Raw genomic sequence first — 14,541 nt, 5'->3', positions numbered from 1 at the left:
CACGACGGTTCAAACACAACCACTGCCATGACTATAGTCCGCCTGTACCTGGCTGCGGGCTGGCGTGCATGAAACAGGCGCTCGTATAATGCCCGGCTTTGTCCCGTCGTCCTCGTGAGCCTATGTACCCGATCCCTGAAATCGAAGCGTTCCTGTTGTGTCGTACCCCTGATGCTTGGGTGCAGGCGGCCACGCGCAATCTGGATATCCTGCTGATCGATCACGCCAACAACGAGAAAAAGGCAGCGGGCGCTGCGTTTCAGTTCATGTTCCAGTACAACGACAAGTTTGACCTGCAGGCCAAGATGTCGCGCCTGGCCCGAGAAGAGCTGCGTCACTTCGAACAGGTCATCAGCCTGATCCGCAAACGCGGCATCCCCATGGCTAACGTCAGTTCGGCGCGCTATGCCGGCGCGTTGCGCAAGCTGGTGCGTAACCACAACCCCTATCGCCTGACCGATGCGCTGATTGTCGGCGGCATCGTCGAGGCGCGCTCCTGCGAGCGTTTTGCGGCGCTGGTGCCGCATTTGGATGAGGAGCTCGGCAAGTTCTACGCCAGCCTGCTCAAATCCGAGGCGCGGCATTTTCAGGACTATCTGAAGCTGGCCTACCTGTACGGCGACAAGGACGATGTCGATGCCAAGATCGAAGAGGTCCGCCTGGCCGAAAAAGACCTGATTGAAAGCCCGGACGAAGATTTCCGTTTTCACAGCGGCGTGCCCGTCGCGGCCTGACGCGTCAGGCGCCCCCCTCACAGAACGACCGGCTGACAACCGGTCGTTTTTTTTCGGGCGTTGATAAGCAAGCTAACGAATAGTTTGACATTAGCTGCTCAGGCAGTAATATTTTGAAATAACTGCCTAGGCAGCTTTTAGGGTGATCCTTTGAAACATTTCTCGGCGGACAACTTCGATTCCAGTCTTATCGGCTTGCTGGTCGGGCGTACCAACGCCCTCAAAGACCGGATGCTCGACAAGTACCTGCTGCCCCATGACGTGACATTCGCGCAGTACAAGGTGTTGATCATCATTGCCCAGTTCAGCTCTGACACACCGGTCGAGTTGTGTCGGCACCTGTCGCTGGACAGCGGCTCGATGACCCGCATGCTCGACCGTCTGGAGCACAAGGGGCTGGTGGTGCGCAGTCGCTGCGCCAGCGACCGGCGTCAGGTACGGCTGGTGCTCAGTGACAAGGGCCAGCAATTGGCCGACCTGCTGCCGAGTATCGCCGCCGACGCGATGAATGACACCTTTGCGGCACTGGACAAGGACGAAGTCGACACCCTGCAGCGCATCCTCACCAAGCTGCTGGTGGCCGCCGATGACCACATCACCCTGACGCGCCTGAGCTTCAAATCCGGGCGTGGGCAATGACCTGCCGCATTACGCCCATGGCTTGAGCCTGGGCACCCGGCCTTTAACCGTTTTGCTGACAAGGTAACCATCATGGCGACTCCCGCTGCTGAATCTTCATCCACTGCCACCACCAAGGATCAGGCTTCCGGCAAGCGTAAAGTGTTGCTGCTGGGGCTGGCGGCCCTGGTGGTCGCCGGCGGCCTGGGTGTCTGGGCCTGGCATGAACTCTATGGTCGTTGGCAGGAAAGCACCGACGATGCCTACGTCAACGGCAATGTGGTGTCCATTACTCCGCAGACCACCGGCACGGTGATCAGCATCGGCGCCGATGACGGTGACCTGGTGCGTGAAGGGCAGGTGCTGCTCAGCTTCGACCCCAGCGATGCCGAGGTCGGCCTGCAGAGCGCCGAGGCCAATCTGGCCCGCGTGGTACGTCAGGTGCGGGGACTGTACAGCAATGTCGATGGCATGAAGGCGCAACTGGCAGCCCAGCGTGCAGCGGTGCAGAAGGCCCAGGACAATTACAACCGGCGGCGCAGCCTGGCGAGCAGCGGGGCGATTTCTCAAGAAGAGCTGTCGCATGCCAAGGATGATCTGATCAGCGCGCAAAGTGCTCTGAACAACGTGCAGCAACAACTGGCCAGCAGCGTGGCGCTGGTCGACGATACGCACGTTTCTTCGCACCCTGACGTCAAGGCCGCCGCCGCGCAGTTGCGCCAGGCCTGGCTGGCCAATGCACGTACCACGCTGGTGGCGCCGGTCACCGGTTATGTGGCCAAGCGCAATGTGCAATTGGGCCAGCGTATTCAGCCCGGCACCGCAACGATGGCGGTGATTCCCCTCGACCAGCTATGGATTGATGCCAACTTCAAGGAAACCCAACTGGGCAAGATGCGTATCGGCCAGCCGGTGGAGATTCGCGCCGACCTGTACGGCAGCGACGTGACCTATAGCGGCACCATTGACAGCCTGGGTGCCGGTACCGGCAGTGCCTTCGCCTTGCTGCCGGCGCAGAACGCCACCGGCAACTGGATCAAGATCGTCCAGCGGGTGCCGGTGCGCATTCATATCAATCCTCAGGAACTGGCCGAACACCCGCTGCGCATTGGGCTGTCGACCACCGTTGAGGTCAACCTGCATGACCAGAACGGCCCGGTCCTGGCCCAGCAGCCGCCCAAGCAGCCGAGCTTCAGCACCCAGGTGTATGACCGGCAACTGGCCGATGCCGATGCGCGAATCGCCCAACTGATCCACGACAACAGCGCTGCGGCCAGCAAAGCCACCGCGCAGCGCTGATCGAAAGATCCCCATGCCCTGGCCAGCCGGCCGGGGCACCGTTCATGTGTCAAGGGATTCGCGATGAGTCAGAACGCTCCCGCTTCATTCACCCCGCCGAGCCTGTTGCTCAGTACCATCGGTCTGTCGCTGGCGACCTTCATGCAGGTGCTCGACACCACCATCGCCAACGTCGCGCTGCCGACCATTTCCGGCAACCTGGGGGTCAGCTCCGAACAAGGCACCTGGGTGATCACCTCGTTTGCGGTGAGCAACGCCATCGCCTTGCCGCTGACCGGCTGGCTGAGCCGACGGTTTGGCGAGGTCAAGCTGTTCATCTGGGCAACGTTGCTGTTCGTGCTGGCCTCGTTCTTGTGCGGTATCTCGCAGTCGATGCCCGAGCTGGTGGGCTTTCGGGTATTGCAGGGGGTGGTGGCCGGCCCGCTGTACCCGATGAGCCAGACCCTGCTGATTGCCATCTACCCACCGGCCAGGCGCGGCATGGCCCTGGCGCTGCTGGCGATGGTCACGGTAGTGGCGCCGATTGCCGGACCCATTCTGGGCGGCTGGATCACCGACAGCTACAGCTGGCCGTGGATCTTCTTTATCAACATTCCTATCGGTTTGTTCGCCGCCTTTGTGGTCAAAACCCAGATGGCCAGGCGGCCGGTCAACACCAGCCGCCAGCCGATGGATTATGTCGGCCTGATTACCTTGATCGTTGGTGTGGGCGCTTTGCAAGTGGTGCTCGACAAGGGCAACGACCTGGACTGGTTCGAGTCGGGCTTTATCGTCATTGGTTCATTGATCTCGCTGGTCGCCCTGGCGGTGTTCGTGATCTGGGAAATGACCGACCGCCACCCCATCGTCAACCTGCGGCTGTTTGCTTACCGCAACTTTCGCATCGGCACCCTGGTACTGGTGTGCGGCTATTCCGGGTTTTTCGGCATCAACCTGATCTTGCCGCAGTGGTTGCAGACCCAGATGGGGTATACCGCCACCTGGGCCGGCCTGGCCGTGGCGCCGATCGGCATCCTGCCTGTGTTGCTGTCACCGTTGGTGGGCAAATACGCGCATCGCTTCGACCTGCGTCTGCTGGCCGGGCTGGCGTTCCTTGCCATGGGGCTGTCGTGCTTCATGCGTGCCGGGTTCACCCACGAAGTGGATTTCCAGCACATTGCGCTGGTGCAGATGTTCATGGGTATTGGCGTGGCGTTGTTCTTCATGCCTACCTTAAGCATCCTGCTCTCGGACCTGCCGCCGCAGCAGATCGCCGATGGCTCGGGGCTGGCGACCTTCCTGCGCACCCTGGGCGGCAGCTTCGCCGCGTCGCTGACCACCTGGATCTGGATCCGCCGCGCTGATCAGCATCATGCGTACCTGAGCGAAAATATCAGCAACTACGACCCGGTCACCCGCCAGACCCTCGACAGCCTCGGCGGCGCCGGGCCACAGGCCTACGCGCAAATGGAACAGACCCTGAGCAGCCAGGCCTACATGATGTCCACCGTCGATTACTTCTACCTGCTGGCGTGGATCTTCATGGGCTTGATCCTGCTGGTCTGGTTCGCCAGACCGCCGTTCACTGCCAAGGCCGCGCCGCCGGGGGGAGGCGGGCACTAATCTTTCGACTTGCATCGTCGCGGCGTTAGTCGCGATGCATTCCAGAAGGTTGATGGTGCTTGATCGGCCGCCGTGTTTCGTCCTGGCGGACGACCCCCTTTGTTTCGGCAAAGGGGGGAAACCATTGCGACAGGTTTGGCCCCGCCTTGGGGCGGGGTACCCTCATTCCAGCACCGCTTCGGGGGCCGCCACGAAGGGCCGTCCATGGCCCTTATTCCCCCTACGCGGCGCTTGCATTCGGCCTGCACCAAACGTCGCGATCGTCGGCGCCTGCAAGACCTCATTTCAAGAGCAGCAGTGTCCGGCCTTAATTTGCCGTTGCCGTTGCTTTTGATCTTCGAGCCGAGCTGGCACAGACGACGCAAATCGCGACTTGGGTGCAGGCCGAGGGTAGGCGTCGATTCGGGGGAGAAACCGACATGGATGTCGCTGCTCTTGATATGAAGGGCAGGTGCGCTGGGCAGGGATGCCCATGTCTCCGTACACCCGTCAACCATGTGTCCGGTCCATACACCAAGACAAAAGGAACTCGCCCAGCAGGGCGAAACCTGCAGCTCAGGCAACTCGATGAAGGATTTTCCATCGCTCTAAAGGCCAATTCGCGGCTAAAGCGGATCGCCGCCCGGCCGCTCCTACAAAACCTGGCCCCGCAGCTCATACCAGCCCAGAAACATATCCAGCGCCGACTCCACCACCTCGTGTTGTTTGTCGGCACTGAGCAGCGGCGCATTGAGGGTGATCTGCGGCCAAAAAGCGAACGACTTGAGCAGGGCATGGATTTGGGTAGCCGCGAACTCCGGCTCCAGCGGCTTCAGCCGCCCGTCCTGCTGGGCGGCACGAATCCACACAGTGAACGCCTCTTCACGCTCGTTGAGGCGATTGACCCAGGTCTGGGCGCGATCCGGTGAATGAATGGTGGCGCCAAACGCCACCCGCGCCAGATCCAGAAAGTGCGGGTCATTGAGGGTCGCCATCTTGCCCTTTAAAAGATCGCGCAACTGCTCGCGCAGGCCGCGCTCGCTGCTGTAGCTGGCGTCTGGTGCCGGTGCTGCGCAACTCCACAGGCGCCGGAGAATTTCGGCGAACAGTTCTTCCTTGCTCGGGAAGTGGTTGTAGACCGTACGCTTGGACACCTCCGCTCGCGCCGCGATCCGGTCCATACTCGTGACCTCGAAGCCCCGGTCGCGAAACTCGGCGATCGCCGCCAGGGTAATGGCTTCGCGTTTCTGGTCGGTGAGGCGTACGGGGGCGGTCATAGGTCGGCTTCAAACGTGCGTTTAGAGAAAATTACACTCGGCAGTTTACTTGTCTGCATCATTCCTGCAAGCTTAAAACTACACCGTGTAGTGTAATTGTCACGTGAAACCTGCTTCCAGGAGCCCGCGCATCATGGCCAAGACCCACCGAAACCCGGACGTCTCCAGCTTGCCCATTCTGTCTCGCGAACAGGGACGCTACCGCAACCATGCGCTGATGAAACCGCTCAGCCTGCTACGTACGCTGCGGGTGTTCTGGGATCAGGCGTTCAACAAACCGGCCGGCACCCGGCCTGCCGGGCAGATTCCGCTCCAGCCGCTGTCGCGCCAGCAACTGCTGGCGGCACCGGACAACAGTGTCTATCGGTTGGGCCACTCCACGGTGTTGCTGAAACTGCGCAACCAGTTCTGGCTCACCGACCCGGTGTTTGCCGACCGCGCCTCGCCCGTGCAATGGGCCGGCCCCGAACGCTTTCACCAGCCGCCGATCAGCCTGCAGGATCTGCCGCCGCTCAAGGCTGTGATCCTTTCGCACAACCATTACGACCACCTCGACCGCATGAGCATCAGGGCTTTGCAGGAAAAGACTGAGTATTTCCTGGCACCGTTAGGTGTGGGCGATACCCTGGTGGAGTGGGGGGTGCCGGCCAGCAAGGTTCGGCAACTGGACTGGTGGCAGTCCACGCAAGTGGCCGGCATCGAGTTCGTCGCCACGCCGTCGCAGCACTTTTCCGGGCGCAGTCTGTGGGATGGCAACCGCAGCCTGTGGTGTTCCTGGAGCATTCTCAACGGCGAGCAACGCATCTTCTTCAGTGGCGACAGTGGTTACTTCGAGGGTTTCAAACGCATCGGCGAGCAGTATGGGCCGTTCGATCTGACCCTGATGGAAACCGGCGCCTACAACGTCGAGTGGCCGATGGTGCACATGCAGCCCGAAGAAACCTTGCAGGCGCACAAGGACTTGCGCGGGCGCTGGCTGCTGCCGATCCATAACGGCACCTTTGATTTGTCGATGCACACCTGGCACGAGCCTTTCGACCGGATTCTGGCGCTGGCCTGGGAGAACAACGTCAATATCACCACCCCCATGATGGGCCAGCCGTTTTACCTGCAATACCCCAGTCGTGGTGATACCTGGTGGCTGGAAGTCGATGAGGCCGCGCAGCCCCAGGCACAAATGCCTGAGGCTTCGGCACGCAGTCAGGACTGTCGCGGACGATGCGTGGGACGTCGGCAGAGTGCCTGACACCCGTGCAGTCGTTGCCGGGGCTCAGGATGGGAAGAGTTGCTCCAGACAGGCCAGGCGTTTTTTCCACGAGCGCCGCGCCTCCAATGCCTGCTCCAGAGTCACCTCGACAAAGCGCGCCTTCTGGTTCGGTTGCATCTGGCCCACCAGGTCCAGGTCGGCGCTGATGACCGTGCCGATCATCGCGTAGCCGCCACCGGACACCGCATCGCGGTGCAGGATGATCGGTTCCAGCCCGGCCGGCACCTGGATCGACCCGATGGGGTAGCAGCTGTCGACAATGTTCGACGGATCGGAACCGGCGCCAAACGGTTGTTCGCGAGGCTCGAAGCTCAGTGCACTGCTGCCTTTGAAGCGATAACCGATACGGTCGGCTTCGGAGCCGACGGTCCAGGAGTCGGCAAAGAAATCTCTGGCGGCGGTTTTGCTCAGCCGGTGGTAATACAGGCCCGGTACCACGCGCAGCACCACTTCACCGCCCAAGGTCTGGCGCAGCGCCATGGGCAAGCTGGCGCCAGGTCGGCCCTTGCCGTGCTCCGCACCCAGTGGCAGGCGGTCGCCAGCCATCAGGCAACGCCCGGCGAAACCGCCCAGTGCGCCCAGGGTATAGGTGGCGCGGCTGCCCAGCACCACCGGCACATCGATGCCACCTGAAACCGCCAGGTAAGCCCGTGCGCCGGCGGTGGGAAAGTCGAAACGCAGCACCTGACCGGCCTTGACCGCAAAAGCGGTATCGGGATGCATGGGCTGGCCATCAAGACGCGGCATCATCTGCGCGCCACACACCGCCACCAATGCATCGCGCTCGAATTGCAGTTCCGGCCCGACCAGGGTGCACTCCAGCCCGGCGCTATTGGCCGGGTTGCCGACCAGCCGGTTGGCAGCGCTCAGGGCGTACTGGTCCAATGCGCCGGAGGGCGGGATACCCAAATGGTAGTAACCCTCGCGGCCGAGGTCTTGCACGGAGGTGGCCAGGCCGGGTTTGAGGACCTTGATCATGCCTGCACCTCCAGCAGCGTCTGTGGGTAGCCGGTCGGGTCGGCGAGAAAGGCGTCCAGTGAAAACTCCACCGGGCGAATACGCAGATCGAAATGCCCGGCCTCGACATCGGCCACCGCCTGATCGTAGGTCTGCCGGTCAATGGGTTTGAACTGCACGATGTCACCGGGGCGGAAGAACACCATGTGCTCTTGCAAGTACGGCAATTGCTGTTGTGGATCGTAGATCGGCGCCGGGGTCACGCCAAACATCTGGTAACCGCCCGCCCCGCGCACCGAATAAATGCAGGCAAAGCAGCCGCCGTGACCAAGGGTCAGTTTCGGTGTGTCGGTGCGGGGGCGCAGGTACTTGGGCACCTGGAGCTGGCGTTGGCGTTCAACCATCTGGAACATGAACGGCAGACCGGCGACGAAGCCAACCATCGAGACGAACCAGGGCGCGCCGCTGTGGGCCGTGATAAACGCCTCGGTATCGGCCAGGTTGTTGATGCGTGCCGCGTACTCAAGGTCGGTGGCATCCGGGTCCTGGTGGCGGTCACGAAAGCGCATCAGCGTTTCATGGGTCCACGGGTCGTTGTACAGCACCGGAATTTCGATGATTCGCGTGTGCAGACTGCGCTCGGCCACGGCACCGGCTTCGGCACCTTTGACGGCGTCGAGCAGGGCGTGTGGGGCAATCCGGTCCGGGTCGAAGCGGATCTGAAACGAGGCGTTGGCCAGACAGACGTCGAGTACGCCGTCCAGCTCCAGACGTTCCACCGCACGGGTAATTGCCATGCCCTTGAAAAACGCTTCGAGCGACATGCTCTCGCTGACTTCCGCAAACAGGTGCTCGTCGGCACCAAAGCTATAGCGGATCGGTTGGTCCATGCATGTTCCTCCTGGAATGATTGAGCGCAAGGTCGCTTGCCAGATCTGGATATCTGCCAGCGTGCCGGTTCAGCGCGGTGATCTTACCTGTATGCCTGCCTCATCGAGCATCTGCCGGATGGCTTCAGCCAGGTCCAGCGCGCCGGGCGTATCGCTGTGCAGGCAGACCGAATCAAACGAAACCGCCAGGTCTTGACCTTCGACGGTGCGCACCAGACCTTGCTGGCAGGCGCGCAGCACCCGTGCGGCAACCACCGCCGGATCAAACGCACGCACGTTGCGGGTGAATACGATCGAGCCGCTCAGATCATATTCTCGGTCGGCATAGAATTCGCGCACCACTGGCTGGCCGAGCTCTTGCGCGACCCGATGAATCACCGAGCCGGGCAGGCAATACAGCAGCAATTGAGGTTCGAGGCGCTGCAGGTTTTCGACCAACAACCGTGCGGCCTCCTCGTCGCGGGCCAGGTGCATGAACAGCGCGCCATGCGGCTTTATGTGCTGCAGGCCGACGCCCTGAGCGCGGGCGATTTCCCGCAGTGCGCCCAACTGATAGAGCATGTCGTCGACCAGTTCCTGAGCCGGGGCATTGATGTGGCGGCGGCCGAAACCCACCAGGTCTCTGAAGCCCGGATGGGCGCCGATGCCCACGCCGAGGCTTTTCGCCCGCTCGACCGTACGGCGCATGGTGCCGGGGTCGCCAGCGTGAAAACCGGTGGCGATATTGGCGGAACTGATCAGTGCCATGAGTTCGTTATCGACCCCATCGCCAATGGTCCACGGGCCGAAGCTCTCACCCATGTCCGAATTGAAGTCCACTGACTGCATACAAATTGCTCCCTGTCCTTGTGAGTGCATGGCTGGCACGTTAGATTTTGCAGCGCCCCCTTGGGAAGATTTATTAATAGAGGGGGTGTCATCTGAAAAACAGATAGCTAATGCCGGGAGGCTGAATGTCTCTGACCTTGCGCCAGGTGCGTTACTTCGTCGCTACCGCAGAAATCGGGCAGATTTCCCAGGCCGCCATACACTTGAATATTTCCCAGTCGGCGGTCACCACGGCGATCAAGGAACTGGAAAGCATGCTCGGCACCTTGCTGTTCCAGCGCTCGGCCCAGGGCATGAGCCTGACCGACGCCGGCCGGCACTTTCTCAATCATGCCTACGTGATTCTGCGCAGTGTCGATGATGCGTTGAGCAGCCCGATGCCCAATGCCTGTGCCAAGGGGGTGTTGAATCTGGCCGCCAGTTACACGGTGATCGGTTATTTTCTGCCCCACCACCTGCAACGACTGGAACAGCTGCACCCGGCCGTACAAATCAAAGTGCATGAGCGCGAGCGTCAAGCCATCGAACACGGGCTGCTCGACGGCTGTTTCGACATGGCTGTGGTGCTGACCGCCAACCTTACGCACCCCGATATCGTTTCCGAAACGCTGTTCAACTCCGAGCGCCGACTGTGGGTGCCGAGCCGTCATCGGTTGTGCGAGCAGCCGCTGGTGAGCCTGGCCGATATCGCCCGCGAGCCGTTTATCTTGCTGACCGTCGATGAGGCTGAAGAGAGTGCCATGCGTTATTGGCGCCAGGCCCGGCAACAACCCGATGTGCGGGTGCGGACCAGCTCAGTGGAGGCGGTGCGCAGCATGGTCGCCAATGGCAGCGGGGTGGCGATTCTCTCGGACCTGGTGCACCGCCCATGGTCGCTGGAGGGCAAGCGCATCGAGACCCGGACGGTCAGCGACGGGGTGCCGCCGATGAGTGTCGGCCTGGCCTGGCACCGCGAACGGGAATTGAGCCCGGTGATGCAGGTGGTGCGCACGTATTTCAATGAGGCGTTTCTGGCTCCGCAGAGTATGGCGGTGCGGCGCTAACAGGCTGTTGAAAAACTACCTGCTGGCTGGGCGCCGACGGCGCTACGCGCGCCATTGCTGCGTTAAAAACAGGCTGGAACGCCAGCCCGGTCAAATGCTCATTTACAACCCGTAAATTGCGCTTGCTCGCCTGTTTTTGCCTTGCACTGGCTGCCTCGCCTACGTTTTTCAACGGCCTTCCAGATTATTCGCTGACGTTACCCGAAGGCGTGCCGAACAGCGCGGTCCAGTAGATGCCGGCATCGCTTTTCGGATCGGCGGCGTAGGCTGCGCCGACTTCGCGATAAGCCGGATTCATCAGGGTTGCGCAATGGCCGGGGCTTGCCAACCAGCCGTCGACCACCTTGCGTGCATTATCCTGGCCTGCGGCGATGTTTTCTCCCACTTGCTGGGCCTGATAGCCCGCCAGCTCGACCCGGTCGCCCGGGGTATCGCCATTACGGCCTTTGTGATCGAAAAAATTATTGTTGGCCATGGCGCGGCTATGGCCTTCGGCGGCGCCGGCCAGGCTGGCATTCCAGGCCAGCGGCTGGGCCGCATCGAAGGCCTGGGTACCGCACTGGCGTGGCTGGCTGCGAGCGGTGTTGACGAAGCTCAGTAAGGCCTGTCCTTCACTCTGCCAGTCGCGCAACCGTGCGGTCAGCAGTGGCCGAGCCAGAACAATGCGCCAGTCGCGACCTTCACGGCTCACGCCTATATCGACAAACTGTGGATCAAGTACCACCTGGCAGAAACTCTCGCGCACCGCCTGCATGGCGGCATCGGCATCCCGCGGGCCGGACAGGGTGATGGCCTGTACAGTGACCATCGGGTAAGAGGCGCGGGTCATGGCTTGCTGCAGATCGCTGGTGTTGCTCACCGGCATGATCAGACGCGGGTCGGCCGCCAGCGGCGGTAGCTCGGCCGAGGCCTGATTACCACAAGGCTGAACCTGGCTGCGGTAGCTGTTGATCGCCTCCAGCAGGCGGGTTTCTTCGCCGGCGTTGGCCATGGCGCTGAACGACAGGCTCAAAGACAACGCCGCAAGCGGCACTACAGTGGATATCAAGCGCATGACGTTCTCCATTCAGCACACTGCACATGATGCGCGATTTGCGTGGCGGGAGCGACCCGTCTGGCTTGTGCTTCGCGTTATCATCACCGCCTCTGACAACGGATGATGCCATGCTGCTCCCGGATCTTAATCTTTTGATCGCACTTGATGCCTTGCTCGAGGAGGGCAGCGTGGTCGGTGCGGCACGGCGCATGCACCTGAGCCCGGCGGCGATGAGCCGTACCCTGACGCGCATTCGCGAGGCGCTGGGCGATCCGGTGCTGGTGCGCGCCGGCCGTGGGCTGGTGCCCACGCCCAGGGCGCTGGCCTTGCAAGCCCAGGTCCGCGAACTGGTCGAACAGGCTGCGCAAGTGTTCCAGGCCCGCGACGAGGTCGACATGAGCACTCTGGAGCGCTGCTTCAACGTGCGCTCGAACGACGTATTTTTCGGTTCGTTCGGTGCACGCCTGATGGATGCCCTGCGTGAAGACGCGCCAGGCTGCACCTTGCGCTTTGTGCCCGAGGGGGCCGATGACGACGATGCCTTGAGGGAAGGGCGTATCGATCTGTATATCGCCTCACGGCGTAACTTCGGTCCCGAAATCAAGGTTCAGAACCTGTTCACTTCGAGGTTTTGCGGCCTGGCGCGCGAAGAGCATCCGATCTTTGCAGGTTCTATTACCCCGCAAAGCCTGGCTGCCTACGACCATGTCAGCGTGTCACGCCGCGGCCGTGCCCGTGGTCCGATCGATACGGCCCTGGCGGCGTTGGGCCTGCAACGGCGGGTGGCATTGATCACCCCGCATTTTCACTCGGCGATCTTTGGTATTGCTGACTCCGATCTGTTGTTGCCGTTGCCGGAGCCGGTGATCTGGGGCCTGCAAACCATGGGCTTGCGCATGCGCGCCTTCGAACTGCCGCTGGAGCTGGAACAAGTGGTGGTCATCCAGGCCTGGCATCCACGGTTCGATAAAGACCCGGCCCATCGTTGGCTGCGCCAGACGTTGAAGCGGATCTGTTCGGGGTATCAGGGCAAGCCGGTAGCCGCTGCGGGAAATATAGAAGCGACTGGTTCTGCGGGGTAATGCCGATCAGTTTAGGGAACAGGCTCCCGGTTGCCGTTGCCGTTGCCGTTGCCGTTGCCGTTGCCGTTGATCTTTGAGCCGAGATGGCACAGACGCCGCCGAACGCGACGATTGGCGCTGGCCGAATGGAGGCGCCGCAGAATTGGGTGCGAGGCATGGATGCCGAGCAAGCGCCGCTGTGCCAGGACGGCACATCGGCGCGTACCGGTTCTGCGGTGTCGGAATGAGGGAATCCCGTCCCGAAGGGCGGGACCAAGACCGGAGCAAGCGTTTTGGTTACTTTGGCGCCCCAAAGTAACTCGCCCAGCAGGGCGAAACCCGCAGTTCAAGCAACACGATGAAGGATTTTCCATCGGTCTATAAAGCAATTCGCGGCTAAAGCCGCTCCTACAGCGCCCCCAAGTAACTCGCCCAGCAGGGCGAAACCCGCAGTTCAAGCAACACGATGAAGGATTTTCCATCGCCCGAAGGCGCGCCGCGTGCAAACCTGATTGCTCTGCAACCGGTTTTACCCAAGATCCGCCCGCCAGGGTTTAAGCCACAGTGCCATACCCGTCAGCAACAAAAATCCATACAAGGTACTGAGCCCCAGTTGCAGCGGCACCGACTGCAAGGGATGTAAAACCAGCGCCGCAACGCCCATCGCCAGCGCTGCCAGCGGCCAGTGGCTGCGCCATGGCGCGACCTGGCCAAGCCCTTGGCGGCGTAACAGCAAGATTCCGGTCAGCAGTGCGCCGCCCAAGGCAGCCAAAGCAATTCCCTCAACGCCCAACCACCACGGCAACAGCCCCAGCAGCAGCGCGTTGCACAGGCTGCCGGCCAACTCGCAACCGAGCGGCAGACGGGTATCGCCGCCTGCGTAGGCATAGCGCGCCAGCAAGGCATTCCAGGCGTTGAACAACAGCGGCGTGGCAAACCAGGCCAGCAGCTGCGGCAAGGGCGCCGCGTGGGTCTGTTGCGGCAGCAGCAACACCACCAGCGCGCCGGCTGCGCCGATCAACCCGGCCACGGCCGGCAAGGTCAGCAAGGTGGCGCTGGCCAACCCGCGGCGCAGCAGCGCCAGGCGTTGTTGACCGGCGCTGCCACTCATCAAACCCAGCAGCACCTGGTTCAGGCTCATCAGCGCAATCAACGGCAGGTTGATCAACTTGCGCGCCAGGTTGATCCAGGTCACTGCACCTTCGCCCAGCAGCGAGGCGACCATCCGCTCCAGTAACGCCAGGCCCTGACTGGCCAGGTTGCTGCCCAGCAGCGGCCCCATCCGTTGCAGTAACTCGCGCAGTGCGCCGGGCTCTGCGTCGCCGCGCCACGGTCGCCAGCCCAGGCGATACAGGCTGGGCAGCAACACCCCGGGCATCAGCAGACTGCCCAGCAGGCAGGCGCCCGCCACGCCATCGGGCGTTGCCGCCTGGCCCATGATCGCCAGATACACCACCGGCGGCAGGTTGAACAACAGCGAACCCAGCCCGGCCAGGACAAACCTTGCGCTGGCCTGCAACGGCACGCACAGCAATCCATGCAGGACAAAACCCGGTGCGCACCAGGCCAGCCAGTGCAGGCTGCCGGCTGCCTGGTCATAGGCTCCGGTGTCCAGGCCCGGCCCGATCAAACGCACCCACAACCCGGCACCCAGACTCAGCAAACCACTCAGTAGCAACGCGGCCAACAGCAGGTGGGTAGTCAGCGCTGCCAGCCAACGGCGTTGCTGCTGGTCGTCACGCTGTTGATAGAGCGGCAGGGCGGCGGCGCTGAGCAGGCCGCCGGCCAGTGACATGCGCAGGGCTTCGGGCAGGAACATCGACACCAGAAATGCATCGCTCTGGCTGCCAGCCCCCCAGGCCGCCACCAACAGCCACTCGCGGGCAAAACCTGCCGCCAGGCCGGTCAGGGTGGCCAGGGTCAGCCACAGGGTCGAACCGAGCATTGCGG

General features: G+C 62.2%; 13 protein-coding genes. 7 read left to right on the top strand and 6 right to left on the bottom strand.

Annotated elements, in window-relative coordinates; genetic code table 11:
- Nucleotides 1–122 precede the first annotated feature (122 nt).
- The 4 genes from PSCI_RS27680 to PSCI_RS27665 all read left to right on the top strand — a co-directional run bounded on the left by PSCI_RS27680 (nt 123) and on the right by PSCI_RS27665 (nt 4,253).
- Nucleotides 123–734, top strand: coding sequence for a tRNA-(ms[2]io[6]A)-hydroxylase (locus tag PSCI_RS27680; protein ID WP_045493401.1), 612 nt, complete (start codon nt 123–125; stop codon nt 732–734).
- Between the two features lie 150 nt (nt 735–884).
- Complete coding sequence (locus tag PSCI_RS27675) at nt 885–1,373, top strand: MarR family winged helix-turn-helix transcriptional regulator (RefSeq protein WP_045493398.1); 489 nt, start codon at nt 885–887, stop codon at nt 1,371–1,373.
- A 72-nt stretch (nt 1,374–1,445) separates the two neighbouring features.
- Complete coding sequence (locus PSCI_RS27670; protein ID WP_045493395.1) at nt 1,446–2,651, top strand: HlyD family secretion protein; 1,206 nt, start codon at nt 1,446–1,448, stop codon at nt 2,649–2,651.
- Nucleotides 2,652–2,669: 18 nt separating this feature from the next.
- A complete protein-coding gene (locus tag PSCI_RS27665; RefSeq protein WP_269451219.1) occupies nt 2,670–4,253 on the top strand; it encodes a DHA2 family efflux MFS transporter permease subunit in 1,584 nt (527 codons plus the stop codon).
- Between the two features lie 632 nt (nt 4,254–4,885).
- Here the strand turns inward: PSCI_RS27665 and PSCI_RS27660 are convergent.
- Nucleotides 4,886–5,509, bottom strand: a complete 624-nt coding sequence (locus PSCI_RS27660) for a TetR/AcrR family transcriptional regulator (RefSeq protein WP_045493389.1) — start codon at nt 5,507–5,509, stop codon at nt 4,886–4,888.
- Between the two features lie 133 nt (nt 5,510–5,642).
- Between PSCI_RS27660 and PSCI_RS27655 the strand changes: the two genes are divergently transcribed.
- Nucleotides 5,643–6,755, top strand: a complete 1,113-nt coding sequence (locus PSCI_RS27655) for an MBL fold metallo-hydrolase (RefSeq protein ID WP_045493386.1) — start codon at nt 5,643–5,645, stop codon at nt 6,753–6,755.
- Between the two features lie 24 nt (nt 6,756–6,779).
- Here PSCI_RS27655 and PSCI_RS27650 read toward each other — a convergent pair whose 3' ends face one another.
- From PSCI_RS27650 to PSCI_RS27640, 3 genes are all read right to left on the bottom strand, one after another.
- Entirely contained in the window at nt 6,780–7,754 is a 975-nt protein-coding gene (locus PSCI_RS27650; RefSeq protein WP_045493384.1) for a biotin-dependent carboxyltransferase family protein, read from the bottom strand.
- Nucleotides 7,751–8,623, bottom strand: coding sequence for a 5-oxoprolinase subunit B family protein (locus PSCI_RS27645; RefSeq protein ID WP_045493381.1), 873 nt, complete (start codon nt 8,621–8,623; stop codon nt 7,751–7,753). The genes PSCI_RS27650 and PSCI_RS27645 overlap by 4 nt, the downstream gene beginning before the upstream one ends.
- Before the next feature lie 69 nt (nt 8,624–8,692).
- The gene (locus PSCI_RS27640; RefSeq protein ID WP_045493378.1) at nt 8,693–9,451 is read right to left on the bottom strand and encodes a 5-oxoprolinase subunit PxpA; all 759 of its coding nucleotides are present in this window, start codon (nt 9,449–9,451) and stop codon (nt 8,693–8,695) included.
- A 125-nt stretch (nt 9,452–9,576) separates the two neighbouring features.
- Here PSCI_RS27640 and PSCI_RS27635 point away from each other — a divergent pair, with 125 nt between their 5' ends.
- Nucleotides 9,577–10,494, top strand: a complete 918-nt coding sequence (locus tag PSCI_RS27635) for a LysR family transcriptional regulator (protein ID WP_045493375.1) — start codon at nt 9,577–9,579, stop codon at nt 10,492–10,494.
- A 184-nt stretch (nt 10,495–10,678) separates the two neighbouring features.
- Here the strand turns inward: PSCI_RS27635 and PSCI_RS27630 are convergent, their stop codons facing one another.
- On the bottom strand, nt 10,679–11,548 hold the full coding sequence (locus PSCI_RS27630; protein ID WP_045493372.1) for a CAP domain-containing protein: 870 nt from the start codon (nt 11,546–11,548) through the stop codon (nt 10,679–10,681).
- A 110-nt stretch (nt 11,549–11,658) separates the two neighbouring features.
- Here PSCI_RS27630 and PSCI_RS27625 point away from each other — a divergent pair, with 110 nt between their 5' ends.
- Entirely contained in the window at nt 11,659–12,612 is a 954-nt protein-coding gene (locus tag PSCI_RS27625; RefSeq protein WP_045493369.1) for a LysR family transcriptional regulator, read from the top strand.
- A 508-nt stretch (nt 12,613–13,120) separates the two neighbouring features.
- Here the strand turns inward: PSCI_RS27625 and PSCI_RS27620 are convergent.
- Nucleotides 13,121–14,536 (bottom strand): lipid II flippase MurJ, encoded by a 1,416-nt coding sequence (locus PSCI_RS27620; protein WP_045493366.1) that lies wholly within the window; start codon nt 14,534–14,536, stop codon nt 13,121–13,123.
- Between the last annotated feature and the right edge of the window lie 5 nt (nt 14,537–14,541).

Source organism: Pseudomonas sp. StFLB209 (genome assembly GCF_000829415.1).
Lineage (GTDB): Bacteria > Pseudomonadota > Gammaproteobacteria > Pseudomonadales > Pseudomonadaceae > Aquipseudomonas.
The sequence above is the reverse complement of the archived record's forward strand: the minus strand, read 5'-3'. Positions and strand labels throughout refer to the sequence as shown.

What these genes read in the sequence shown, in the direction of transcription:
- PSCI_RS27680 (WP_045493401.1), top strand. Translation starts at nt 123, where the DNA reads ATGTACCCGATCCCTGAAATCGAAGCGTTCCTGTTGTGTCGTACCCCT.
- PSCI_RS27670 (WP_045493395.1), top strand. Translation starts at nt 1,446, where the DNA reads ATGGCGACTCCCGCTGCTGAATCTTCATCCACTGCCACCACCAAGGAT.
- PSCI_RS27660 (WP_045493389.1), bottom strand. Translation starts at nt 5,509, where the DNA reads ATGACCGCCCCCGTACGCCTCACCGACCAGAAACGCGAAGCCATTACC.
- PSCI_RS27655 (WP_045493386.1), top strand. Translation starts at nt 5,643, where the DNA reads ATGGCCAAGACCCACCGAAACCCGGACGTCTCCAGCTTGCCCATTCTG.
- PSCI_RS27650 (WP_045493384.1), bottom strand. Translation starts at nt 7,754, where the DNA reads ATGATCAAGGTCCTCAAACCCGGCCTGGCCACCTCCGTGCAAGACCTC.
- PSCI_RS27645 (WP_045493381.1), bottom strand. Translation starts at nt 8,623, where the DNA reads ATGGACCAACCGATCCGCTATAGCTTTGGTGCCGACGAGCACCTGTTT.
- PSCI_RS27640 (WP_045493378.1), bottom strand. Translation starts at nt 9,451, where the DNA reads ATGCAGTCAGTGGACTTCAATTCGGACATGGGTGAGAGCTTCGGCCCG.
- PSCI_RS27635 (WP_045493375.1), top strand. Translation starts at nt 9,577, where the DNA reads ATGTCTCTGACCTTGCGCCAGGTGCGTTACTTCGTCGCTACCGCAGAA.
- PSCI_RS27630 (WP_045493372.1), bottom strand. Translation starts at nt 11,548, where the DNA reads ATGCGCTTGATATCCACTGTAGTGCCGCTTGCGGCGTTGTCTTTGAGC.
- PSCI_RS27625 (WP_045493369.1), top strand. Translation starts at nt 11,659, where the DNA reads ATGCTGCTCCCGGATCTTAATCTTTTGATCGCACTTGATGCCTTGCTC.
- PSCI_RS27620 (WP_045493366.1), bottom strand. Translation starts at nt 14,536, where the DNA reads ATGCTCGGTTCGACCCTGTGGCTGACCCTGGCCACCCTGACCGGCCTG.